Source organism: Spirillospora sp. NPDC047418, assembly GCF_040643275.1.
In the GTDB taxonomy this organism is placed as follows: domain Bacteria; phylum Actinomycetota; class Actinomycetes; order Streptosporangiales; family Streptosporangiaceae; genus Spirillospora.
Genome location: NZ_JBEYTW010000067.1, coordinates 12,506 through 36,808, shown reverse-complemented (window position 1 = coordinate 36,808; position 24,303 = coordinate 12,506). Strand labels below are relative to the sequence as shown.

Genomic DNA, 24,303 nt, shown 5'->3' with positions numbered 1-24,303 from the left:
CGCGCTCGTACGGGCCGGCCGGGTGGCGCGCTCCCGGCCCGCCGTTCCCCGGGGCGCCGTTTCCGGGCCCGCCGATTCCCGGGCCGCCCTCCGCTCCTGTGCCGCCGGCGCCTTCGGAGGCCACCAGTGGCGTGCTGTGGGCGTTCGTGCCGTTCATCACACTCGGCTACGGGACGCCGTTCTCGTTCCTCTACGCGGCCATCCGGAGCGGTTCGTGGGGGCTCGGCGCCACCGCGGCCGGGTACGGGGCCGGCACGGCCGCCGTCCTGACGCTGATGCAGTCCGGGAACGCGGCCCTCACCGTGCTCGGGTCGTTCGTGGGGATCCTGCTGTGGCTTGCCGGTACCGGGCACGCGTTCGCGGTCCGGACGTCCGTCTTCCCCCGCGAGACGCCCCGCAACCGGCAGAACGAGCGCGCGATCGAGTACGCCAAGTACCGCCGGACGCTGCGCGAGGAGGCCCGCGCGCTCGCCGCCGACGACCCGGCGCTGGCCCGCGAGCTGCGGATCGGCCGTCCCGACGCGCCGCGCAGCTACGACGACGGCGGCCTCGTGGACGTCAACAGCGCGCCGCGCGAGATCATCGAGGCGCTGCCGGGCATGACCCCGGAGATGGCGGGCCGCGTCGTCCACCGCCGCGAGGAGCACGGCGGGTTCGTGTCCGCGGAGGAGATGGCGGTGGACGCCGACATCCCCGCCGACGTCCTCCCCCTCATGGCCGACTACACGATCTTCCTGCGCTGACCTCCGGGCCGGCCGTCAGAGCGCGACGCTGAGGACGCCGGTCAGCGCGAGCTGGGCCAGCGACAGCGGGACGAGCCACGCCCACGCGAGCTTCTGCAGCTGGTCCTCGCGCATGCGCGGGTAGCTGACCCGCAGCCAGATGACGCAGAACGCCAGCACGGCGATCTTGAGCATCGTCCAGAGCCAGCCGAGTTCGGTGTTCAGGAACGGGCCCTTCCAGCCGCCCAGGAACAGGACGGCCGTCAGCGCGCACAGCACCACGATCCCGGCGTACTCGGCGAGCAGGAACAGCGCGAACCGCAGCCCGCCGTACTCGGTGTACGGGCCGAAGATGATCTCCGAGTCGGCGACTGGCATGTCGAACGGCGGGCGGCGCAGCTCGGCGAGGCCCGCGACGAAGAACACCACGGCGCCGACGGCCTGCCACGGCAGCCACCACCAGCGCCACTCGCCCACGATCCCCTGCAGCGACAGCGTGCCCGCCGCCATCGCCACCGACGACGCCGCGAACACCATCGGCAGCTCGTAGGACATCAGCTGCGCGGCGACCCGCATCCCGCCGAGCAACGAGTACTTGTTCGCCGACGCCCAGCCCGCCATGATCGCGCCGATCACGCCGACGCCCATCACGGCGAGCGCGAAGAAGATCCCCGGCCCGAGGTCGAGCGCGACCTGGCCGCCCGGACCGACCGGGATCACCAGCAGGACCAGCAGGTACGGGACGAGCGCCACACCCGGCGCCAGCTTGAACACCCACCGGTCGGCGTCGCGCGGGACCACGTCCTCCTTCTGCGCGAACTTGACGCCGTCGGCGACGAGCTGCGCCCAGCCGTGGAAACCGCCCGCGTACATGGGGCCTAGGCGGCCCTGCATGTGCGCCATCACCTTGTGCTCGGCCTGCCCCACCAGCAGCGGAAGCAGCGCGAACGCCGCCGCGACCAGGGCCAGCTTGACGACGACCTCAAGCATGGGGGCCCCAATCCTCGGGGACGCCGGGGGGACGGACGCGGCGGCGGCTCGGGGCGCCGTGGCCCGATTCGCCCGGTTCCTTGGCGCCCGGCCACGGTTTCGCGACGCGGGCGGCGAGCACGAAGTCCTTGCGCAGCGGATGGCCCTCGAAACCGTCCGGCAGCAGCAGCGGGACGAGGTTCGGGTGGCCCTCGAACAGGATCCCGAACATCTCCGCCGTCTCGCGCTCGTGCCACGCGGCGCCCCGGTAGACGCCCGTCGCCGTCGCCAGCACCGGGGCCCGGCGCGGGACGCGCGTCCGGACCAGCAGGTGGTGGCGGCGCTCCAGCGAGTACACGTGGACGACGACGGCGAAACCGTCCTCCAGTTCGTCCACGCCGGTCAGCCAGTCGAAGAAGCCGCAGGCCAGGTCGTCGCGCGCGAAGGTCAGCGCGTCCACCCAGTGCTCGGGCGGGACTCCGACGGCGAGGCCGCCGGACGTCTCCTCCATGCTGACCTCGTCACCGAACCGGGCCGTCCAGGCGTCCGCCAGGCCGGCGGTCACCGCTCGCGTCCGATCCGGTCGTCGTGGTCGTCGTCGGGGCCGTCGTCGTCATCATCGTCGTCGTCGACCAGCCCGGGGATGATCGACGGATCGTGCTCGACCGACCGGACGGGACGCGTCGCCGTCTCGTCCTCCAGGGCCGGGACCGGCCGGGTCACCTCGTCGGCCGACACCTCTTCGACGGGCGCCTCCTCGGCCGGGAGCGCCCGGACGGGCTTCGTCTCGTCCTCGGCGCCCCCGCCCTCCCGGCGGGCCTCCTCGCCCATGACGTCCCAGTGCTCGAACGTCTCCTCCTCCGGTGGGGGCGGGGGCGGCGGCTGGAGGGGGCGGCGCAGCACGGTCGCCGACAGCGGGCGCGGCGCGGGCGGCGGGCTGAGCGCGTCGCCGCCGGTGTAGCGGTCGCCGAGCGACTCGGCCGCGATCTTCTCCTGCAGGTGGACGATCCCGTGCAGCAGCGCCTCCGGACGGGGCGGGCAGCCGGGCACGTACACGTCCACCGGGATGATCTGGTCGACGCCCTTGGTGACGCAGTAGGAGTCCCAGTACGGTCCGCCGCAGTTGGAGCAGGCGCCGAACGAGATGACGTACTTGGGTTCGGGCATCTGCTCGTACAGCCGCCGCACGGCGGGCGCCATCTTGTCGCTGACGGTGCCGGAGACGACCATCAGGTCGGCCTGCCGGGGGCCGGGCGCGAACGGGATGACGCCGAGCCTGATGAAGTCGTGCCGGCTCATCGACGTCGCGATGAACTCGATGGCGCAGCAGGCCAGGCCGAAGTTGAAGACCCACAGCGAGTAGCGGCGGCCCCAGTTGAGCACGAACTTGATCGGCTTGGGCGCGAGCCGCGACAGCGGCCCGACGCTCGGCGGCGGTAGATCGATGGTGCCCACGGCGCCATTGTTACAGCGCGGCGCCCGCCCCTGGGGCTCACACCCAGGACAGAACGCCCTTCTTGCCCGCGTACGCGAGACCGGTCGCCAGGAACGCGAGGAAGACGAACATCTCACCGAGCGTCGTCGCCCCGTAGCCGGGGTCGGAGAAGACCGTCGCCCAGGGGAACAGGAACACCGCGTCCACGGCGAACACCACGTACAGGTAGGCGAACACGTAGTAGCGCACGTACGAGTGGGCCCAGCCCTCGCCCACCGGGTCGACCCCGCACTCGTACGTGGTCAGTTTCTCCGCCGTGGGACGATCCGGACGCAGCATCCGGTTCGCGCCGAGTGCTCCGCCGACGATCCCCGCGCCCACGAGGAGCAGGACGACCACAACGACATATGTGTCGAAATAGTTATGCACCAGGTCCTCCTCGCGTGCGTCTCATCCAGTATCCCCGGATCGAGAGTCAGGGGAGTGTGGCGTCGTACCTCCACCCCGGAGGAGCACAATGTCATGCTTTTGCTGCACACTAGGTTTGCATTGGGTCAGGTTGACCTGGAAGGACGTGACCGGATGAGCAACCCCCCGCCTCCCCCTGGCTGGGAATCCCCGGGCGGAGCCTCCTGGCCGCCCCCGCCGCCTCCGGCGGGACCGGGCGGCCCCGGTCCGGGCGGGCCCGGAGCGCCCGGCGGTCCCGGCGGGCCTCCCCCGCCCGGCGGATACGGCGGGCCCGGAACCCCGCCGCCCTTCTTCCCGCCGCCCCCCGGCGCCCCGATGGGCCCCGCCATGCCGCCGCCGAGGCGCGGCGGAGGCGGCGGGCTCATCATCGGGCTCATCGGCGGCGGGCTCGTGTTCCTCATCATCATCGCCGTGGTCGTGTACGCGGTGACGGTGAGCGGCGGCAAGTCGCCCGAGGAGAAGCTGACCGCGGCCGCGACCAGCATGTCCACGGCGCGCGCCGTGAGCCTGAAGGGCACCTTCGGCGGCTCCAAGACCCTGCGCGGCGAGCTGAACGTCACCAAGGGCGGCCGCGCGATGGGCGATGTCACCTGGGGTGGTGACAGGGTCACCGTGCTCTCCGCGGACGGCAAGCTGTTCGTGAAGGCCGACAAGTCGTACTGGGAGAAGGAGATCAGTACCGACGACCCGTTCTACCTGAAGGCCGGCCAGCAGTGGGGCCGGCTGGACGACGACGAGCTCGACATCGACTTCAAGCGGCAGCTGACGCCGTCGGTGCTGGCCTCCAAGCTCCGCACGGCCAGGACGTCCAGGGCCAAGCCGATCGAGACCACCTGGCAGGGCAAGAAGGCCCTCAAGTTCAGCACCTTCTCCTCCACCATCTACATCACCGACGAGGACGACGCGGAGCTGCTGCGCTACGAGGCGACCTCGCCGCGCGTCACGGTGGACGTCACCCCGCAGGACTCCAGTGACGCCCGGTCCCTCGTCTCCGACATGCGCTCCAGCATGGGCGAGCTGAAGGACTCCTTCAACGGCTCGGCCCGGCCCTCGGTCGACGAGTGGAAGAAGGGCGGCTGCAACAGCAGCAGCGGCTGCACCGTGCAGGCCAAGATCCGCCCGCCGTTCGGCGTGGACAAGCCCGTCACGGTCGAGGTCCGGTTCCGGATCACCGCCACCACGCTGACCGGCAAGGACCTCGGCACCTGCTCGACCCAGATCACCCTCACGAGCACCACCTCGCAGTGGGCGAGCTGCCGGGTCAGCACCAGCGCGTGGCGCAGCTGGGCCAAGGGCACCGGCGGCACGTTCTACAAGCACGCCGAGTACAAGGTGATCGGCGCCACGTCCGCCGAGGTGCAGGCGCTGCAGAACGGCCTCGAGAGCGAGTGAGCCGCAGGTGAGGCGCAGGTGACGCGCATGGAGCGCGGCGCCGCGCGCTGACCCGCGGTGAACCGGGCGCCCGGTGGTGCTCCCCCGTTGAGGGGAAAGCACCACCGGGCGCCCTTATGCTCTTGGGGACGCCCTCCAGTGCCCCGGCGGCCGCCCACCACCCCCCGGTCCGGTCCCGAGCCTCGCCGGCACCCGCTGGAGACGCATCCGCATCCCTTGCTTTGTGTCTGACGGTCGGGCCGAATCCGGGCCCCGGAAGTGAGCAGAGTGAGCCCCGAGTGAGCGCAGAACAGGACGAGCCGTCACAGCCGTCCTCCCCCCCGCCCCATCCCCCCGTCCCGGCCGGCGGCGCCCCCGCCCCGGACACCCCCGCGCCCCCCGGCGCCGTCCCCCCGAACGCCTACGCCCACATGCCCACCCCACCCGGCGGGCCCGGCGGGCCGGTGCGACCGGGCCCCTTCGCCCCACCGGGCGGCTCCACTCCACCCGGGCAGCGGGGTGGTGTGGTCATGCCTGGGAAGGGCGGGCGGCAGGGGGGCGGGCGCGGGCGGCGGGTCATGGTCGTCGCGGGGGCGGCGGCCGTCGTCGTGGTCGCCGCCGGTGCCGTGGCGGCGGTCGCGCTCGGCGGCGGTGACGAGCCGGTGAAGAAGAAGGCCACGCCGACCGTGTCGGCGCCGCCGCCGGCGTGGACGCTCGCGGCGGGCCGCAGGCTCACGTCCGGGACCGGTGTGCGCTACGACGGCACCATGACGCTGAAGGGGCAGCCCGTCCAGGCGCATCTGCGCGTGACGCCGTCCGGCTCGGCGACCGGGCGGATCACGGCGGGCACCCTCACCGCGGACGTCGCCGCGATCGACGGCATCACCTATCTCAAGGCGGGCCTCGCGTTCTGGCGCGACTACGCCGGTGAGATCGCGCATCCCGAGTACTACGCGAACCAGTGGTCGAAGGCGCCCGCGTCGATGCCCGGCTTCGACGTGTCGGACGTCCTCGGGCCCAAGTCCATCGCCAAGGCGCTGCGGAAGACGTCGGGGAACCCGCCGACCGAGGACGTGAACGGCGTCCGGGCGTACAAGGTCACGACGTCCGCCGCCGACTACCTGATCACGGCGTTGCCGCCGTACCGGCTGCTGTCGGTGCGCGCCGCCGGGCAGTACGAGCCGCGGTTCGCCGCCGCGCCCGTCGCGGCGCCCGCGACGCTGTTCACCGAGCTGCGCCCGCGGATCGCCGCGCTCGGCGGCGCGCCCGACCCGAACCTGCACTTCCGGCCGGGGACGCTGACGTTCAGCAACTGCGACCAGAACACCAACGGCTGCACGGTGACCCTGCCCGCCACGCTGACCGCCCCCCAGGGGTCGGTGCCGGACGGCGCGCGGGCCGCGCTGCGGGCGTCGATCACGTCCAGGGGCACGCCGCTCGGGTCCTGCAGGACTTCGGGTGCGGTGCAGGCCGACCGCTCACTGACGCTGCGCTGCACCGTGACCAGCAAGCTGTGGCGGAACTGGACGAAGAAGGCCCTCGACAACCCCGGCTCCTACCCGTACGAGGCGTCCGCCCGCGTCGTCGGCGAGGCGCTGGACAAGACGGACGTCCCCGCGCTGCTCGCGCAGGTCGACCGGGAGCGCAAGGCCGTGCTCAGGCGGAAGAACGCGACGCCGGATCCGGCCACGTCCGGCCCCGCCACACCGGGGGCGCCGACGGCCGAGCGGTCCGACGGGCCGGAGATCGCCACATCACGATCACCAGGGCGTCCCTAGCGCACCACGCGCCCCCACCCCTGGCCGCGCGCGACACCGACATCGGACGCGCGCGATACCGACATCGGACGCGCGTGTCCAGGGGCGGTGCCGCCCGGGCGGATCCGCGCTGTCTACACTTCGCTTCGTGAACTCCACGCCCCTGGGGAGCCGCGGCTCCTCGACGAGCCTCGCGCGGCGGCTGGTCCGGCGACTGCACGTCGACCTGTGCCGACAGCGCAGCAGCCTCTGTTCCGGGATGAACTAGGGCACCGCCCCAGGTCGTACCTTCCGGTGAGCGGTCGTCCCGATAACACCATCCGATCCCGGACATACCATGAAGGCAAGCCTAAGTAGCATCACGATCCCGGGTGCCTCCCCCGGGACGGTGCTGCCCGTCGAGGAGGTCTTCCTCTGTGACCAAACAGGTCCAGCAACTCGACCGCGTCATCATCCGATTCGCCGGAGACTCCGGCGACGGCATGCAGCTGACCGGTGACCGCTTCACCCAGGAGACCGCGGCGTTCGGCAACGACTTGTCGACGCTGCCCAACTTCCCGGCCGAGATCCGCGCCCCGGCCGGGACGCTGCCCGGCGTGTCCAGCTTCCAGCTGCACTTCGCCGACCACGACATCCTCACGCCCGGGGACGCGCCCAACGTACTGGTCGCGATGAACCCGGCCGCACTCAAGGCCAACCTCGCGGACCTGCCGCGCGGCGCCGACCTCATCGTCAACACCGACGAGTTCAGCAAGCGCAACCTCGCCAAGGTCGGTTACGAGACCAGCCCGGTCGAGGACGACTCGCTCGCCGAGTACCGCGTGCACGCGCTGCCGCTGACCTCGATGACGGTGAAGGCCCTTGAGGACTTCGACATCTCCAAGAAGGACGCCGAGCGCGCGAAGAACATGTTCGCGCTGGGGCTGCTGTCCTGGCTGTATCACCGTCCCACCGAGGGAACACTCGGCTTCCTGGAGCGCAAGTTCGCCAGCAAGCCCGAGATCATGAAGGCGAACATCGCGGCCTTCCAGGCGGGCTGGTCCTACGGCGAGACCACCGAGGCGTTCTCGGTGCAGTACGAGATCAAGCCGGCCGACCACGAGCCCGGCCTGTACCGCAACATCACCGGTAACCTCGCGCTCGCGTACGGGCTGGTCGCCGCGGGCGTGCAGAGCGGGCTGCCGATCTTCCTCGGCTCGTACCCGATCACCCCGGCGTCCGACATCCTGCACGAGGTGTCCAAGCACAAGAAGTTCGGTGTGCGGACGTTCCAGGCCGAGGACGAGATCGCCGCGGTGGGAGCGGCGCTCGGCGCCTCGTTCGGCGGGTCGCTCGGCGTCACCACGACGTCCGGTCCGGGCATCGCGCTGAAGAGCGAGACGATCGGGCTCGGCGTCGCGACGGAACTGCCGCTGCTGGTCATCGACGTGCAGCGGGCGGGTCCGTCCACCGGCCTGCCGACCAAGACCGAGCAGGCCGACCTGCTGCAGGTCATGTACGGACGCAACGGCGAGGCGCCCGTCCCGGTCATCGCGCCGCAGTCCCCGTCGGACTGCTTCTACGCGGCGATCGAGGCGGCCCGGATCGCGGTCAAGTACCGCACGCCGGTGATCCTGCTGTCGGACGGCTACCTCGCGAACGGCTCCGAGCCGTGGAAGCTGCCGGACGTGGCGTCGCTGCCGACGATCGAGCCGAACTTCGCCGAGCCCTCGCAGGAGGACTTCCAGCCGTTCAAGCGCGACCCGGAGACCCTCGCCCGTCCGTGGGCGATCCCGGGCACCGCGGGGCTGGAGCACCGGATCGGCGGCCTGGAGAAGGCCGACGGGTCCGGCAACATCTCCTATGACCCGTCCAACCACGACACCATGACCCGGCTCCGCCAGGCCAAGGTGGACGGCATCGCAAGCGACGTCGAGCCGCTCGCCGTGGACGACCCGTCCGGTGCCGCCCGCGTGCTCGTGCTGGGCTGGGGCGGGACGTACGGGGCGATCTCCGCGGGCGTCCGGCGGGTCCGCGCGACCGGCCGGAACATCGCGCAGGCGCACGTGCGGCACCTCAACCCGTTCCCCGCGAACCTGCCCGAGGTGCTGCGCTCCTACGACCGGGTCATCGTCCCGGAGATCAACCTCGGCCAGCTCTCGATGTTGCTGCGCGGCCGGTTCCTCATCGACGTGATCGGCTACAACCAGGTCCGCGGCCTGCCCTTCAAGGCGGAAGAGCTGCAGGGCGTCATCCAGGATGTGATCGACAGTGAGTGAGAACGGCTCTCCCAACGGGAACGGCGCCGTCAACGGGAACGGGAACGGGCACGCCGGCGGGAACGGCAGGTCGCCGCTCTCCCTCGTCCCGAAGACCGACCAGAAGCAGACGCTGAAGGACTTCAAGACCGACCAGGAGGTGCGCTGGTGCCCCGGGTGCGGTGACTACGCGATCCTCGCGGCCGTCCAGTCCTTCCTGCCCGAGCTCGGGCTGCGCCGGGAGAACATCACGTTCATCTCCGGCATCGGGTGCTCGTCGCGGTTCCCGTACTACATGAACACCTACGGGTTCCACTCGATCCACGGCCGCGCGCCGGCGATCGCGACGGGGCTCGCCACGTCCCGGCCCGACCTGTCGGTGTGGGTGGTGACCGGGGACGGCGACTCGCTGTCGATCGGCGGCAACCACCTGATCCACGCGCTGCGCCGCAACGTCAACCTGAAGATCCTGCTGTTCAACAACCGGATCTACGGGCTGACGAAGGGCCAGTACTCGCCGACGTCCGAGCTCGGCAAGATCACCAAGTCGACGCCGATGGGGTCGCTGGACGCGCCGTTCAACCCGCTGTCGCTCGCGATCGGCGCGGAGGGCACGTTCGTCGCCCGGACGATCGACTCCGACCGCAAGCACCTGCAGTCGGTGCTGCGGGCGGCGGCGCAGCACCGCGGCACCGCGCTCGTGGAGATCTACCAGAACTGCAACATCTTCAACGACAACGCGTTCGAGCCGCTGAAGGACCCGGACGTCCGCGACGACATCACGATCCGGCTGGAGCACGGTGAGCCGATCGTGTTCGGGGCGGACCGCTCCAAGGCGCTGCGCCGCACGCCGACCGGGTCGTTCGAGGTGGTGAACGTCGCGGACGTGTCCGCGTCGGAGATCGCCGTGCACGACGCCCACAACCCGGACCCGTCGCAGGCGTTCGCGCTGTCGCGGCTGGACCAGCCGGCGTTCGAGCACACCCCGATCGGCATCTTCCGGAACGTCGACCGGCCGTCCTACGACGAGCTGATGCGGGCCCAGCTCGACGAGGCCGTCGAGAAGCAGGGCGAGGGCGACCTGGCCGCGCTGCTCGGCTCCGGCGACACCTGGCGCATCGACTAGCCGTCCTGATTGATCACCTTTGTACAGGCCCGGCCCCGGTTCGTCCGGGGCCGGGCTTTTTCGCGCGTATTGAACGCGTGCGAACGGGGCACTGTTGGACATGACGACCACTGGAGGATTCGCGGCGGTCTTCCGGCGAGACACGATGCGGGGCGGCGTCTCATGCTGAAAGACTGGCGGAGATCATGGAGCCGGGGAGGTGACGATGCGGGTCATTCCGCGCCGCAACAAGGATCGTCCGCGCGACCGGGCGCCCGCGCCCGCCCCGCCTTCCCCCGCTCCACCCTCCTCACCCCCCGCTGACCAGGCATCGGACGAGCAGGCCTCGGCGTCCACCGCTCCCCTGGAGGCCGGCGGCACGCGACCGCTGGACGCCGGGTCCGGCGGCGATCCGGCGGCGGCGCCGGGCCGGGAGAGCCTCCGGGCCGGGACGAGCGTCCAGGACGCGCCAGGCGCACCGGACGCGGCGCGGCCGGAAGCGGCCACGGCGCCACAGCCGGAAGCGGCCACGGCGCCACACCCAGAAGCGGCCACGGCGCCACAGCCGGGAGCGGCCACGGCGGTGCTGCCGGCCCCGGGCGGCGAGGCGGCCCGGCGGCGCGCCCGCGCGGCCGAGCGGCAGCGGCGGGCGGCGGAGGTCAAGCGGAGCCGCGCGGGACGGCGGCGACCGGTCCGGCAGCCGGCCGCGCCGGCCAGGGCCGCCGACCAGCACCGGTCCGCGCTGCTGGTCATGGTGCTGACGCTGGGGCTGCTGATCGCGGCCGTCGCGGTGACCGGCGGGCTGATCGCGTCCTCGATGCGGACCCGGCCGGTCGCGCTGGCCGCGCCGCTGCACATCTACCCGGTCGCGCAGGCGAGCCCCGGCCCGTGCCCGGCCGGGACGCGGGGCATCACCGGGCAGGCCGCCACCGGCCCGACGTGCTACCGCCTCACCCAGGGCATCGCGATCCACAAGGTCGCCGACCTGCGCATCCAGAAGTCGCGGGTGAAGCCCGGCGGGTACGACGTGGCGCTGACGCTGCGGCCGGTCGACCGGGCGGCGTTCGCGCGGCTGACCCGGGCGACGGTGGGGCGCGACCTCGCGTTCATCGTCCGCGACAGGCTCGTCACGCTGCCCCGCGTCGACATGGCGATCACCGACGGGAAGGTCGTGGTGACCGGCTCGCCGGACAAGGCGACGGCGAAGAAGCTCGTCCGCGACCTCAAGGGGCGCTAAGGCCGCCTAGCCTTCCGGGAGCTCCTCGCCCTGGACGGCCTGGATCTCCAGTTCGACGCGGAGGCTCTCGCCGACCAGTGCGACGCCCGCCTCCAGGATCTGGTTGAACCGGATGCCGAAGTCGGCGCGGCGCAGCTCGGCCGTGGCGCGGAACGCGGCCCGCACGCCGCCCCACGGGTCCGAGCCGCCGCCGAGGTAGGTCAGGTCGAGGTCGACCGGCCGCGTGATCCCGTTGAGGGTGAGGCGGCCGTGCACGGTCCAGCGGTCGGGCCCGGCGGCGGTCAGCCCCTCGCCCTCGTAGGTGATGACCGGGTTGACGTCGGCGTTCATGAAGTCGGCCGAGCGCAGGTGGTCGTCGCGCATCTTGTTGCCGGTGTCGATGGACGCGGCCTCGATGCGCGCCGTGACCCGTGACTCCTCGGCCGGCTCGGCGACCTCGATCCGCCCCTCGAAGGCGGCGAACCGGCCGCGGACGCTGGACAGGCCCAGGTGCTGTGCGACCGCGCCGACCGTGGAGTGCGCCGGGTCGATCGTCCACGGGCCGGGCGCCGGCAGCTCGGTGCCGCCGGCCCGGCCCAGGACGATCTTCCCGACGTCGGCGGTGCCGGACGTCGACACGATCAGCGTGGCGGCGGCCGGCTGGAAGCCCGCCGCCGTCACGATCACCGTGTACGTCCCGGTGGGCAGCGGGCCGGCGGCGAGCACGCCGTCCTCCCCGGTCCGCTCCCGCGCGACCTGGTCGCCGGCCAGGTCGGTCACCGTGACGATGGCGTGCGGCACCGCCCAGCCGTCCTTCGTCCGCACCGTCCCGCGCAGACCACGTTCAGCGTCCATCAACGACCTTCGTGTCGGGGGCCGGCCACCGCCGGACGGCCCGGGGTCCCGCCTGTCATGCGCCGGGGTAGCCGAGCGTCACGTCGTGCTCGTCCAGCCCGCTGCCCGAAAGCGACAGACCGGTGGCGACCGGAGGATATCCGGACGCGATCACGGTGTACTGGCCGCCGGTCAGGTCGGTGAACGCGTACTCGCCGTCCGGGCCGGTGATCACCATCGCGACGACGTTGCCGGCCGCGTCCACCAGCGTGACCCGGGCCTCCGCGATCGGTTCGCCCGCCTCGCCGCGGATCGTCCCGCGGACGCGGGCGCCGGGCGGCATCTCCACGTCCTGCCGGGACTGGCCGTTGCCGACCACCTCCACCGGCAGCGCGACCGGGCGGTGCGCGGCGGCGGACACGGCGAGCGTGTAGGTGCCGGACGTGATGTCCTTGAACAGGTAGTTCCCGTCGCCGTCGGTGCGGCCGGTTCCGACGACGTCGCCGCGCACGTCGGTGACGACGACCATCGCGCCCGCGATCGGGCTGCCGTCGCCGCTGCGGACCGTCCCGGCGAGGCCGCCGTTGCCCGCGAGCAACAGGTCGAACTCGACCGGCTTGTCCCCGACGACCAGCGTCGCGGCCTGCGGCTCGTGCTCGCCGGTCGCGGCGATCAGCACGTAGCTGCCGGGGCCGGGGGTCGGCAGCGCGTACCGGCCGTCCTCGCGGGTGATCGAGCGGGCGAGCTGGTGGCCGTCCACGCCGATCAGGGTCAGCGCGGCGGACGGGACGGGCACGCCGTCGCCGGTCCGCACGGTGCCCTGGACGGGGACGCCGCCGTCCTGCCCGCCGTGCCCGTTCTGCTCGGCGAGGAGCTGCGCCTGCGTCGCCAGGTCGGGCGCCGCCGGTGCCTGCGCGGGCGCGGCGACCGTGCTGAGCGGCACGTCCGGGGCGTGTCCGTTCTCGCGTGCGTGCCGGCCGGCGACCCCGCCGACCGCGCTGGCCGCGCCGATGGCGCCGACCGCGCCGGTCCGCGCGACCGGGGACGGGGGACGGACGACGCCGTCCTCGGCCGGGCCGTCGCCCGCCGGAGGCTTCTTGGCCCCCTTGCCCCGGTCCGCCGACCCGCGCAGCGGCAGCTCCTTCAGCGCGAGGACCGCGAGGAAGCCGATCACCGCGACCGGGACGCCGACCAGGAAGACGGCCTCCATGGCCTTGGTGAACGCCTCGGTGATGATGCCGTGCACCGGCTCGGGCAGGTTCTGGATCTCCTCGGGCGAGCCGAGGTTGCCGGCCGTGCCGGACGGCATCGGGATGCCCGCCGCGCGGAAGCCGGAGGAGATCTCCTCCGCCACCCGGTTGGTGAGGATCGCGCCGAACGCGGCGACGCCCATCGCGCCGCCGAGGTTGCGGAAGAACGAGACGCCGGACGTGGTCGAGGCCAGGTCGGCGGGCGCCGCGGCGTTCTGCGCGGCCAGGATCAGGATCTGCAGCGTCAGCCCCATCCCGACGCCGAGGAGCGCGAGGTCGGCGCCGATCACGACCTTCGAGGAGTCGGTGTGCAGCTGCGACAGCAGGAACATCCCGCCGGCGACGCAGGCCAGGCCGATCACCGGGAAGATCTTGTAGCGGCCCGTCCGGGTCACGATCTGCCCGGAGCCGGTCGAGGTGACCAGCATGCCGAGCACGAGCGGCAGCGTCATCAGGCCGGACGCGGTGGGGCTCATCCCCTTGACGATCTGCAGGTACTGCGGCATGTAGATCATCGCGCCGAACATCGCCATGCCGACGCAGATGGAGACGAACGAGGTCAGCAGGAACATCCGGTTGCGGAACAGCCGGGGCGGCAGGATCGGGTCGCGGGCGATGCGCTCGGCGAAGATCGCGAGGACGAGCAGGACGACCGCGCCGCCGAGCAGGATGTAGGTCCACGGGGAGTTCCACTCGAACTCCGTCCCGCCCATGGACAGGACGAGCATGAGCAGGGCGGCGCTGCCGGTGATGGTGAACGCGCCGAACCCGTCCACCCGGGTGTCGCGCCGCACCTTCGGCAGCTTCAGCACCCGCTGGATGACGAGGAACGCGACCACGGCGAGCGGGACGCACACGTAGAAGCACCAGCGCCAGCCGAGGCCGTCGGCGTCCACGATGAACCCGCCGAGCAGCGGGCCGGCGACCGTCGCGACGCCGAAGACGGCGCCCATGTAGCCGGCGTAGCGGCCGCGCTGCCGGGGCTCGACGACGTCCCCGAGGATGACCTGGGCGAGCGCGGAAAGGCCGCCGACGCCGAGGCCCTGGAACGCGCGGGCCGCGATCAGCTGGCCGATGTCCTGCGACAGCCCGGCGCCCACCGAGGCGAGCACGAAGACCAGCAGGGCGGTCTGGAACATGAGCTTGCGCCCGGCGATGTCCGACAGCTTGCCCCACAGCGGGGTCGAGGCGGTCATCGTGAGCAGTGACGCGCTCGCCACCCAGGACAGCTGGTCCTGGCCGCCGAGGTCGCCGACGATCGTCGGCAGCGCCGTGGCGACGACCGACGTCGAGATCATCGACGTCAGCATCGCCATCATCAGACCGGCGAGGATCTTCAGGATCTGCCGGTGCGTGTATTGCGGTCTAGCGGGCTCGGACGCCGCCTGGCCGTGCGACGTCACGCTGGTCTGTGCCACCCTGCCCCCATGCGTACGGAAATTACCTGTGCCGTGCATGTATCCTAGGTAGACGCTTGTTTACTTGCAACTCGTTGGATACTGAACACTGACCGTTACCGACAGGCCAGGGATGGGGATGCAGGTCGAGGACGAGCGCACGCTCTCCGCTAGGAACCAGGACGCGAGCAGGGCCGGCGGCCGGGGCCGGCGACCGCGGCGGGACCGGGAGGCGACCGAGCGGCGCATCCTGAAGGCAGCCCGCGACCTGTTCGGCGAGCACGGCTACGACGGCGTCACCGTCCGCGAGATCGCGGCGCTGGCCGAGGCGAACGTCGCGCTGGTCAACCGGTACTTCGGCTCGAAGGCGGCGCTGTTCGGCGACGTCCTGGCGGGCGAGTCGGTGATCCGCGGCGTCATCGCGGGCGACCCGGCGGGGCTGCCGCGGCGGCTCGCCGAGCACTTCGTCCGGCAGATCGACCAGGGCCCGGCCACCGCCATGTCCCGGATGCTGGACCGGTCGGCGGGCCAGCCCGAGGTCAAGGAGATACTGCTCCGCTACCTGGAGGACGTGATCGTCCAGCCGATGATCGAGCAGCTGGACGGGCCGGACGCCCGCGCCCGCGCGCTGCTCGCGTCCACGATCATCATGGGCGGCGGTCCGGTCCGGCGGCTGTTCGGCCTGGACGACCTGCGCGCCGCCGACCCGGCCGAGGTCACCGACCGGCTCACCGCCATGTTCACCGCCGCGCTCGCCCCGCCCGTACGCCACCGGGCGTAGCCCGCACGGCGGAGATCGTCTTCCGGTCGGAGACCCGCGCGGCGCGCCGCGCATAGGGTTGCTGACCATGAGGCTGGGGGGCGCTGTCCGGGCGCGGTGGGGCAGGACGGGACGGGCCACGCGCTGGACGGCGGCCGGCGCGGCGGTCGTGCTGGCGGGCGGCGGCGCCGCCTGGGGGTTCACGGCCGGCGACGCGCCGCACGTCGAGACGTCCGAGCAGCGCATCGCCGTGGTGGACGGGCCGGAGAACGACCAGCACGTCGTCCTCGACACGACGTTCTACCGGCCGGTCGGGCGGTCGAAGGGCCCGGCGGTGATGCTGGGGCACGGCTTCGGCGGCTCGAAGCGGGAGGTGGCGGGCGAGGCCCGCGAACTGGCCCGCGCCGGGTACGCGGTGCTGGCCTGGTCGGCGCGCGGGTTCGGGCGCTCGACCGGGGAGATCGCGCTCAACTCCCCCGACTACGAGGTCAAGGACACCCGGCAGCTCATCGACTGGCTCGCGAAGCGCCCCGAGGTCGTCCTGGACGGGCCGGGCGACCCGCGCGTCGGCATGGCCGGGCAGTCCTACGGCGGCGCGATCGCGCTGATGACCGCCGCCTACGACCGGCGGGTGGACGCCATCGCGCCGCAGATCACCTGGAACGGCCTCGCGGACGCGCTGTTCCCGTCCGCGACCGGCGCCGGACCGGCGGAGGGCGTGTTCAAGAAGCTGTGGGCGGGGGTCTTCTTCACGAGCGGCGCGGACCGGACGGCGTGCGGGCGCTTCCTGCCGTCCCTGTGCGAGATGTACCAGGAGGTCGCGGAGACGGGCCGGCCGACCGCGGCGGCGATCGAGACGCTGCGGAGGTCGAGCCCGGCGTCGGTCGCCGACCGGATCCGGGTGCCGACGCTGCTGGTCCAGGGGCAGACCGACTCGCTGTTCCCGCTGAACCAGGCCGACGCGAACGCGCGGGCCATCGCCCGGAACGGCGCGCCGGTGTCGGTGGTGTGGTTCCAGGGCGGGCATGACGGCGGCGACCCGGAGACCGAGCGGGTCGAGGGGCTGGTGCGCGACTTCTTCGACGCCCGGCTCCGCCGCTCGGGACCGGCTCTGGACGGTTTCACGGTGACGCGGGCGGGCGGGCTCGACTCGTCCACGCAGCGGGTCGTCGTGGAGGAGGCGACGACGTCGCGGTATCCGGGGCTCGCCGGTGATCCGGTCGGGATGCGGCTGTCGGGGCGGGAGCAGATGATCTTCAATCCGGCGGGCGGGTCGCCGCCGTCGATCTCGTCGGCGCCGGGGCTGGGCGCGCTGTCCTCGCTGGGCGCGCTGGGCGGGTCGGTGCCGTCCGACATGCCGGGCCAGACCGCCGCGTTCGACACGGCTCCGCTGGACCATCCGGTGCGGCTCACCGGGGCGGCCACGGTCCGCCTCAAGGTGCGGGGAGACGGGCCGCTGTTCGCGAAGCTCTACGACGTCGCACCCGGTGGCAACGCTGCTCCGGCGCGTCGGCTGGCGGCACCGTTCCGGGTGTCGGGTGGTTCGTCTGGCGGCGAGGTGACGGTGACGCTCCCGGCGATGGACTACCGGTTCGACCGCGGCCACCGCCTGCGCCTCGTCATCGCGACGACCGACATGGGCTTCGCCACCCCTGCCGCGCCTTCGTCCTTCAAGGTGCAGGTGGTGTCGCCGCTGAGCGTCCCGACGGTCCCGGCGCTGACGACGGCGTCCGCGCCGTTGCCCGCGTGGGTGTGGGCGCTGCCGGCGGCTGGGCTCGCCATTGCCGTCGCCATCCTCCTGCCCGGGCGTCGTAGGCGCGACTCGTCCGCGGACAGCGACGTCCCGTTGGAGATAACCGGTCTGACGAAGGCGTACAAGAACGGTCATCTCGCTGTGGCCGACCTGTCGTTCCGTGTCGAGAAGGGTCAGGTGCTGGGGCTCCTGGGCCCGAACGGTGCGGGGAAGACGACGACCCTGCGCATGCTCATGGGTTTGATCCACCCCGACTCCGGCGAGATCCGCATCTTCGGTCAGCGCGTGACGCCCGGGGCGCCCGTCCTGTCCCGCCTCGGCTCATTCGTCGAGGGGCCCGGGTTCCTCCCCCACCTCTCCGGCCGCGACAACCTGGACCTGTACTGGCGCGCCACCGGCCGTCCCCAGGACGAATCCCACCTGGACGAGGCGCTGAAGATAGCCGGCCTGGGCTCCGCGCTCGACCGGGCGGTGCGCACCTACTCGCAGGGGATGCGGCAACGGCTCGCCATAGCGCAGGCCATGCTCGGCCTGCCCGACCTCCTCGTCCTGGACGAACCGACCAACGGCCTCGACCCGCCCCAGATCCGCGAGATGCGGGAGGTGCTCGTCCGGTACGCCGCCGCCGGGCGGACCGTGATCGTCTCCAGCCACCTGCTGGCGGAGGTCGAGCAGTCCTGCACGCACGCGGTCGTCATGGCGGGCGGACGCCGCGTCGCGGCCGGCCCGGTCAGCGAGATCACCGGCTCGGGCCGCCGGCTGGAGGACGCGTTCCTGGAGATCATCGGAGAGGCGCCATGACGACCTACGACGTCCGGCGGACGCTGCCCCTGCGCGTCGAGGCCGTCCGCCAGTTCCGGCGCCGCCGGACCCTCGTCGCGTTCGGGATCCTGCTCGTCCTGCCGTGGGTCCTGGTGCTCGCGTTCAAGCTGGGCGGCGACCCGGGCCCCGACGGACTCCCCAGCCTGGTCGACGTCGCCACGTCGTCCGCGCTGAACTTCGCCCTCTTCGCCCTGTTCGTCTCGACGGGGTTCCTGCTGGTGGTGGCCGTCGCCCTGTTCTGCGGCGACACCGTGGCGAGCGAGGCGGGGTGGTCGTCGCTGCGCTACCTGCTGGCCGCGCCCGTCCCGCGCGCCCGGCTGCTCCGCCAGAAACTGGTCGTCGCGCTCTCCTACGCCGTCGTGGCGGTCGTCAGCCTGCCGCTGATGTCCCTCGCGGCCGGGACGGCGGGCTTCGGCTGGGGCGACGTCGAACTCCCCACCGGCGGCACCGTCCCTGTCAGCACCGCACTGGGCCGGATGGCGATCATCGTCGGCTACTCCCTGATCGCCCAGCTGGTCGTCGCCGCCCTCGCGTTCCTGCTGTCGGTGACCACCGACTCGCCCCTCGGTGCGGTCGGCGGCGCCGTCGGCCTGGTCATCGTCAGCAACATCCTGGACGCCGTCACCGCGCTCGGCGCGTGGCGCGACTTCCTCCCGACCCACTGGATGTACGCGTGGATGGACGCCCTCCAGCCGCAGATCCAGTGGACGGGCATGGCGAAAGGCTCGGCGATATCCGTTACCTACGCGCTGATCCTTTTCGCCCTGGCGTTCCGCCGCTTCCGATCGCGCGACATCGTGTCGTGAATTTCCGACACGTATTGTGACCGTCCAACGACGTTACGCCGACAAGATCTTCCAGAAAATCGGTCGAATCGACCGTGTTCGTCGCATAAGCTCAGCGAACCTTGCCCGCGCCGGCCGCGTCGCATGAGGTGACGACGATTAAGCCGGTCCCGTTGGGGGGAGATGATCACCATGGCACGGCAGCAACTCATCAAGCGCCCCAAGCCCCCACGTCCACCGAGCCAGCCCGACCTGAGGACGCCCTCCGGCCGCCTGCTCCCCTACTGAAGCCGCGCCAGGAACCTCTCCCGCTCGACCACCACTCGCTCGACACGGCCGATTCCCACGACGCCCCGCGCGTCGACGGCCCTGATCCCGAACAGCAGCCGCCTACCGTCGACCTCTTCGAGCTCCGCCTCCACGGTCACCCGCGCGCCGACCGGGCTGGCCGCGCGGTGCTCCAGTTCGACGCGCGTCCCGACGGACGTCCGGCCGTCCCCGAGATGGCTCCTGACCGCCTCGACGGTCGCCGCCTCGGCGAGCGCCAGCAGCCGGGGCGTGCCGAGCACGGGGACGTCTCCGCTGCCCGCCGCGATGGCCGTGTCCGTGTCGCCCACGACGATGGACACCTGCCCGTGCAGTCCCGGTTTCACAGTTCGCGCTCCAACCGCGCCGCGACTTCTCGATACCGGCTCACCGGAACGAGGTGCACGCCGTCGAAGGCGCCGCTGTCCCTGAGGGCGAGGATCTGCTCGCAGGCCGCCGCGACGCCCGCCGCCCGATCCCGTTCGACGGCCTCGACGAGCTCCGCAGGGATATCGATGTCGGGAATGGCCGCGGCCAGATTCCGGGCCATCCCGGCACTGGCCAGGACCATGACCCCCGCGTAGACGGGCCCGTCGACCTCGACGCTCTCCCGCCACCGCACCAGGCTCTCGACCGAGTAGCTGACCTGGACGAACGTGAAGTCCGCGGCCTGCTTCCACTCGGGCACGCTCCGGAGCCCGGACGTCACCCCCACCTGGAACGGCCGGCACCCGGCGAACACTTCGTCCTCGCTCGCCGCGCGGGCCTCCTCCATCATGGCCCGGACGGTCAGCTCGCTCGTCCGTCCGCCGGCACGCGGCTTGTCGCCGTAAACGAACAGGAAGCGCTCGACCCCGTACGCGGCGGCGGTGAGCAGATCCCTGCGGAACCCGAGCAGATTGCGGTCCCGCGAGTTCAGGCAGGCGATCCCCCGCGCGCCCATGGCCTGCACCTCATGGGCGACGGCCACACTCGACACGGTGGCCCGGCCAATATGGTTGTCGGGAATCAGGAACGAGTCCGCGACGGGACTCAGCACCCCGATCTGATGCCGCACCTTCTGCAGATCGGGCCGAGTAGGCGGCTCGACCTCGCAAACAACCTCGAACCCCATACCCGCCCCTTAGTCGCCGCGTTTCAACCGCCCCTAATGTACGGGACGGCCTCCCGACCGCGTCGCACTAGGGAAGGGCGCGAAACGTACGTGCGATCTCGTCCAGTTCCTTGATGTCGTCGCCCGGCTTCATCCCGAAGGTCAGCCCGCAGATCTTGTCGCCGGGCACCAGCACCCGGAACTGGACGGCGCGCGCGGCGATCGTGGCCTTCACCGTGTAATCGACCCTTACCGCGGGCATCCCGCCGATCGTCAGAGTGCTGGATTCGACGTCCTGGGCACCGACACGGGCCAGCCCCACCTTGGTGACGAGCTCCAACTGCTCGGCCGTGACTCCGCCGTTCGGCCCGCAGATGCCGCTGATGTTGTTGATGTATCCACCGGAGGCGCCGGCCGTGTCGACCACATAGAGCAGGTTCTTGCCCTCCAGTTGGGCCGCGCCTCGTTCGATGGCCTCCGCCGTGGCGCCGGAGACTCCGGCCTTCCTGAGGGACTCCACGATATCGCCCGTGCCGACGTCGATCTCGATCCATCGCTTGGGGACGGCGATCGACAGCCCGACCTCCGGGCTCTCGATCTTGCGCCACCCGTCTGGTACGGCCTGCGTGGACGGCGCGGCCGTCGAGGCCGGCGTGGCCGAAGCCGACGTGCCGGCACTTTTCGCCGCCCCGGCCGCGTCATCGCCACCGGAGGAACAGCCGGCCAGAAGAGCCGCACTCAACGTCACGGCAACAATCAACGCACGGTTCACCGGGCTTCTGGGGCGGATGCCCCGTCCTTCAGGGCGGGGAGGAAGCCCCTCCAACTAGTCATGTTCTGTCGGTCCCTTCCGCTAGCGTCGTGTGTGTGGCCCGTTACCGTTTGCAGCCGACGTCTGTCCAGGAGCAGGGGCTGCTGGAGCATTGCGGGCACGCCCGGTTCGTGTGGAACCTCGCCGTCGAACAGCAGTCCTGGTGGACACCGCGTCGTGGGCGGGCGCCGGGGTTCCCCGAGCAGTGCCGCCAACTGACGGAGGCCCGCGCCGCGTTCGAGTGGCTGCGCGCCGGTTCCCAGACGGTCCAGCAGCAGGCCCTCAAAGACTTCGCCCAAGCCATGGCGAACTTCTTCACCGCGACGCACGGGCGGCCGACATGGCGGAAGGCCGGGCGGCGCGAAGGGTTCCGGATCGTTGGGCAGCGTGGCCGCGCATGGGAGGTACGACGTATGTCCCGCCGAGTCGGTGAGGTGCGGGTGCCGAAGGTGGGGTGGGTGCGGTTCCGCTGGACCCGCGCCGTCCCGCCGGATGTGAAGTCGTTCCGCGTGTCCCGTGACCGGGCCGGGCGGTGGCATGTCGCGTTCGCGCACATCCCCGCCCCGATCCCCGCGCCGGGGAACGGGCAGGCGGTGGGTGTGGATCGGGGTGTGACCGTGTCGGCGGCGTTGTCCACCGGGGAACTCCTGAACGCCCCCGCCCTCACCGACCGGGAAGCCGAACGTCTCCTGCGTCTCCAGCGCAAGCTCGCCCGTGCTCGCCGCGGCTCGAACCGCCGCGCCCACGTCAAGGCCGCCATCGCCCGGCTGAAGGCCAGGGAGGCCGACCGGCGCCGCGACTGGGTGGAGAAGACCACCACAGCCCTGGCCACCGAGTTCGATGCCATCGCGGTTGAGGACCTGAACGTGCGGGCCATGACCCGGTCGGCGCGCGGCACCATCGACGCGCCCGGCGCGGGCGTGCGGCAGAAAGCCGGACTCAACCGCGCGATCCTCGCCAACGGCTGGGGGCAGGTCCTCGCCCGGCTGGGGCACAAGGCGCCTGGCCGCGTCATCAAGGTCGATCCGCGTTACACGTCGCAGACCTGTCATGCATGCGGGCACCGCGCCCCGGAGAACCGTGAGAGCCAAGCGGTGTTCCGGTGCACGGCCTGTGGGCACCGGGCCAACGCCGACGTCAACGCCGCCCGCAACATCAAAGACACCGCCATCAAAGACACCGCCGTGGGACGCACGGTGGCCGCGCGGGGAGGCACGCCGTTGGGCGGGCCGGTGAACCGCGAACCTCAACCTGTTCTCTTCCCTGCGTAGGGGACGGGTTGGAATCCCCTGCCTTCAGGCGCGGGAGGACGTCAATCAATACCTCGCCAGGGGGACGCCGCGCGCCGACAGCCGCGCGATGAAGCGTCAACACCCTAGACCGGTCCGCCGTTCTGCGACTGCCCATTTATGGGCCCCAAGTCGGATACTGGCCCTCACGAGCGAACCGGCGCACCCGCCGCAGGACGCTGACCAGCACCGAACGCTTTCCGCCCTCCGATGGCAATTCCCCGGTGCAAGGCGATCCAGACACGAGGAGGGTCATGACATCTGATCCGAATGATGCGGAGTTGATCGCCCGGTCGCTCGACGGCGATGAGGACGCCTTCGTCGAGGTCGTCCGGAACCACGAGGCGGCCGTCGGGGCCTACCTCGCCCGCCGGGTCGGCCGGGAGCAGGCCGAGGACCTGCTCGGCGAGGTGTGGCTGGCGGCGCTCGCGTCCCGCGCGGCCTACGACCGCTCCTTCCCCGACGCGCGCCCGTGGCTGATCGGCGTGGCGCACAACATGCTCCGGCGGCACTGGCGCTCCCGCCGCCCCGAGCAGCCGCGGGCGGACGTCCCACCGTCCGGCTGGGACCCGTGGGCCGCCGTCGACGACCGCGTCGACGCCGAGCCGGTGCTGCGCCGCGCCCTGGCGCTGCTCGGCCCGCAGCAGCGGGAGATCGTGACCCTGGTCGCCTGGGAGGACCTGACCGTCGCCGACGCGGGACGGGCGATCGGCATACCGCCCGGGACGGCGCGCCGCCACATGCACGAGGCGCGCATGGTGCTGCGGAACGCGCCGGGGATGGCCGCACTGCTGAACGACCACAACACGGTGAAGGAGGCCCACTGATGGTCGACGAATTGGACCTGCTGAAGAACATGAGGGACGTCGAGCCGGTACGGCCGCACGCCTACGAGGAGGCAAGGGCCGTGCTGCGGTCGGCGACGGCCACCGAGGAGGCACCGACCCGGCGCGCCCGATGGGGCATGCGCCGCAAGGCGGGTCTCGGCGCCGCCGCCCTGATCGCCGCATCCGTGGCGACGGCGCTGGTCGTCACGTCCACGTCGTCCAGCGAACCCATTGCGACACCCGCGCCGGCGACGAAGGCGAACCCGATCCTGACCAAGCTGGTGGCGGAGATCTCGCCCATGCAGCCCGAGTTGTCGGGCGATGCGACGCTGACCGTCCGCAACCTGTCGCCGACCAGTGACAAGGTGGCCGACAACGGCATCGACCTGTACACCGACGACGGCGTCTACTACTGGGGGAACGACGCCGCCGCCCTGCGACGAGCCATCGCCGGCAAGAGAGGCGACAGCACCTACAAGCGCGGCATAGGCGTGGCGCTCTACGCCGTGAAGGGCGACCTCGGCACCGCGCGCGCACGGATGGCCGTCGCCAACTTCCCCCCGGGCACGGACATCGAGGCCGCGAACCGCGCCGGGGAGCGGACGAAGATCGAGAAGCTCAAGGCCGCCGCCAAGGCGCGGGGCGAGAAGTACGTCCCGCCGAAGCCGCTGACCCCCGAGCAGAAGAAGGGCATCACCGACAACCACATCTGGTCGAACGCCATCGACGCGCTGATCGCGGCACCGGAGAACCCCCAGGTCCGGGCCGGCGTGCTCCGCATCATGGCCACGATGCCGAAGGTCAAGGTCACCAAGACCACCACGGCCGGCCACCCCACCCTCACCCTGGCCGACACCTGGGCGGGCGCCGGGACGGAAACGGTGGTCATCAACGCCGACACAGGCCAACCCGTAGCCCTGACGAGCACCCTGACGGACGCCCCCACCCGCACGATCTACTACCACACCACCCGCGTGAACCTAGCCGACATCAAATCCGGCAAGTTCTAACCCACCCACCCCACCCGTGCGGGCCGCCCACTAACCCGGTCGGCCCGCACACCTACGTCTACCTCATGACCGATCACCATCACATA

At 71.9% G+C, this 24,303-nt stretch carries 21 protein-coding genes; 12 read left to right on the top strand and 9 right to left on the bottom strand.

The window, feature by feature from the left end; all coding sequences use genetic code 11:
• Positions 1-146 precede the first annotated feature (146 nt).
• A complete protein-coding gene (locus ABZ806_RS31790) occupies positions 147-743 on the top strand; it encodes a ComEA family DNA-binding protein (protein WP_500221126.1) in 597 nt (198 codons plus the stop codon).
• Positions 744-758: 15 nt separating this feature from the next.
• Here the strand turns inward: ABZ806_RS31790 and ABZ806_RS31785 are convergent, their stop codons facing one another.
• From ABZ806_RS31785 to ABZ806_RS31770, 4 genes are read right to left on the bottom strand one after another with little or no spacing between them, the layout of a single operon-like run.
• Positions 759-1,712, bottom strand: coding sequence for a complex I subunit 1/NuoH family protein (locus ABZ806_RS31785; RefSeq protein WP_500221125.1), 954 nt, complete (start codon positions 1,710-1,712; stop codon positions 759-761).
• On the bottom strand, positions 1,705-2,256 hold the full coding sequence (locus ABZ806_RS31780; protein WP_500221124.1) for an NADH-quinone oxidoreductase subunit C: 552 nt from the start codon (positions 2,254-2,256) through the stop codon (positions 1,705-1,707). The genes ABZ806_RS31785 and ABZ806_RS31780 overlap by 8 nt, the downstream gene beginning before the upstream one ends.
• The gene (locus ABZ806_RS31775) at positions 2,253-3,146 is read right to left on the bottom strand and encodes an NADH-quinone oxidoreductase subunit B (protein WP_500221123.1); all 894 of its coding nucleotides are present in this window, start codon (positions 3,144-3,146) and stop codon (positions 2,253-2,255) included. Before ABZ806_RS31775 ends, ABZ806_RS31780 begins: the two co-directional genes overlap by 4 nt.
• Before the next feature lie 37 nt (positions 3,147-3,183).
• Complete coding sequence (locus ABZ806_RS31770; RefSeq protein WP_500221122.1) at positions 3,184-3,555, bottom strand: NADH-quinone oxidoreductase subunit A; 372 nt, start codon at positions 3,553-3,555, stop codon at positions 3,184-3,186.
• A 366-nt stretch (positions 3,556-3,921) separates the two neighbouring features.
• Between ABZ806_RS31770 and ABZ806_RS31765 the strand changes: the two genes are divergently transcribed.
• The 5 genes from ABZ806_RS31765 (at position 3,922) to ABZ806_RS31745 (ending at position 11,301) form a co-directional block, all read left to right on the top strand.
• A complete protein-coding gene (locus ABZ806_RS31765; protein ID WP_500221121.1) occupies positions 3,922-4,986 on the top strand; it encodes a hypothetical protein in 1,065 nt (354 codons plus the stop codon).
• A gap of 509 nt (positions 4,987-5,495) precedes the next feature.
• Entirely contained in the window at positions 5,496-6,743 is a 1,248-nt protein-coding gene (locus tag ABZ806_RS31760; protein ID WP_500221120.1) for a LolA-like protein, read from the top strand.
• 395 nt (positions 6,744-7,138) lie between these two features.
• The gene (locus ABZ806_RS31755) at positions 7,139-8,980 is read left to right on the top strand and encodes a 2-oxoacid:acceptor oxidoreductase subunit alpha (protein ID WP_500221119.1); all 1,842 of its coding nucleotides are present in this window, start codon (positions 7,139-7,141) and stop codon (positions 8,978-8,980) included.
• A complete protein-coding gene (locus ABZ806_RS31750; RefSeq protein WP_500221118.1) occupies positions 8,973-10,085 on the top strand; it encodes a 2-oxoacid:ferredoxin oxidoreductase subunit beta in 1,113 nt (370 codons plus the stop codon). Before ABZ806_RS31755 ends, ABZ806_RS31750 begins: the two co-directional genes overlap by 8 nt.
• Positions 10,086-10,647: 562 nt before the next feature.
• Complete coding sequence (locus tag ABZ806_RS31745; protein WP_500221117.1) at positions 10,648-11,301, top strand: SecDF P1 head subdomain-containing protein; 654 nt, start codon at positions 10,648-10,650, stop codon at positions 11,299-11,301.
• A gap of 6 nt (positions 11,302-11,307) precedes the next feature.
• On the opposite strand, the gene ABZ806_RS31740 is transcribed toward ABZ806_RS31745, so the two are convergent.
• Together ABZ806_RS31740 and ABZ806_RS31735 are read right to left on the bottom strand one after the other, a co-directional pair.
• Complete coding sequence (locus tag ABZ806_RS31740) at positions 11,308-12,135, bottom strand: YceI family protein (RefSeq protein WP_500221116.1); 828 nt, start codon at positions 12,133-12,135, stop codon at positions 11,308-11,310.
• 55 nt (positions 12,136-12,190) lie between these two features.
• Positions 12,191-14,821: an MFS transporter gene (locus ABZ806_RS31735; protein ID WP_500221115.1), complete on the bottom strand. Its 2,631-nt coding sequence runs from the start codon at positions 14,819-14,821 to the stop codon at positions 12,191-12,193.
• Positions 14,822-14,900: 79 nt separating this feature from the next.
• On the opposite strand from ABZ806_RS31735, the gene ABZ806_RS31730 reads away from it, so the two are divergent.
• From ABZ806_RS31730 to ABZ806_RS31720, 3 genes are all read left to right on the top strand, one after another.
• A complete protein-coding gene (locus ABZ806_RS31730; RefSeq protein ID WP_500221114.1) occupies positions 14,901-15,542 on the top strand; it encodes a TetR/AcrR family transcriptional regulator in 642 nt (213 codons plus the stop codon).
• A gap of 67 nt (positions 15,543-15,609) precedes the next feature.
• Positions 15,610-18,075 (top strand): alpha/beta fold hydrolase, encoded by a 2,466-nt coding sequence (locus tag ABZ806_RS31725; protein WP_500221113.1) that lies wholly within the window; start codon positions 15,610-15,612, stop codon positions 18,073-18,075.
• A complete protein-coding gene (locus ABZ806_RS31720) occupies positions 18,072-18,902 on the top strand; it encodes an ABC transporter permease (protein ID WP_500221112.1) in 831 nt (276 codons plus the stop codon). Before ABZ806_RS31725 ends, ABZ806_RS31720 begins: the two co-directional genes overlap by 4 nt.
• 260 nt (positions 18,903-19,162) lie before the next feature.
• On the opposite strand, the gene ABZ806_RS31715 is transcribed toward ABZ806_RS31720, so the two are convergent.
• The 3 genes from ABZ806_RS31715 to ABZ806_RS31705 form a co-directional block, all read right to left on the bottom strand.
• Positions 19,163-19,534: a thioesterase family protein gene (locus tag ABZ806_RS31715; RefSeq protein ID WP_500221111.1), complete on the bottom strand. Its 372-nt coding sequence runs from the start codon at positions 19,532-19,534 to the stop codon at positions 19,163-19,165.
• Positions 19,531-20,301: a methylenetetrahydrofolate reductase gene (locus ABZ806_RS31710; protein ID WP_500221110.1), complete on the bottom strand. Its 771-nt coding sequence runs from the start codon at positions 20,299-20,301 to the stop codon at positions 19,531-19,533. Before ABZ806_RS31710 ends, ABZ806_RS31715 begins: the two co-directional genes overlap by 4 nt.
• 67 nt (positions 20,302-20,368) lie before the next feature.
• Positions 20,369-21,052, bottom strand: a complete 684-nt coding sequence (locus tag ABZ806_RS31705) for a hypothetical protein (protein ID WP_500221109.1) — start codon at positions 21,050-21,052, stop codon at positions 20,369-20,371.
• Positions 21,053-21,147: 95 nt separating this feature from the next.
• Between ABZ806_RS31705 and ABZ806_RS31700 the strand changes: the two genes are divergently transcribed.
• The 3 genes from ABZ806_RS31700 to ABZ806_RS31690 all read left to right on the top strand — a co-directional run bounded on the left by ABZ806_RS31700 (position 21,148) and on the right by ABZ806_RS31690 (position 24,217).
• On the top strand, positions 21,148-22,362 hold the full coding sequence (locus ABZ806_RS31700; RefSeq protein ID WP_500221108.1) for an RNA-guided endonuclease InsQ/TnpB family protein: 1,215 nt from the start codon (positions 21,148-21,150) through the stop codon (positions 22,360-22,362).
• A gap of 272 nt (positions 22,363-22,634) precedes the next feature.
• Positions 22,635-23,207: an RNA polymerase sigma factor gene (locus ABZ806_RS31695; protein ID WP_500221107.1), complete on the top strand. Its 573-nt coding sequence runs from the start codon at positions 22,635-22,637 to the stop codon at positions 23,205-23,207.
• Positions 23,207-24,217 (top strand): hypothetical protein, encoded by a 1,011-nt coding sequence (locus ABZ806_RS31690; protein WP_500221106.1) that lies wholly within the window; start codon positions 23,207-23,209, stop codon positions 24,215-24,217. The genes ABZ806_RS31695 and ABZ806_RS31690 overlap by 1 nt, the downstream gene beginning before the upstream one ends.
• Positions 24,218-24,303 lie beyond the last annotated feature (86 nt).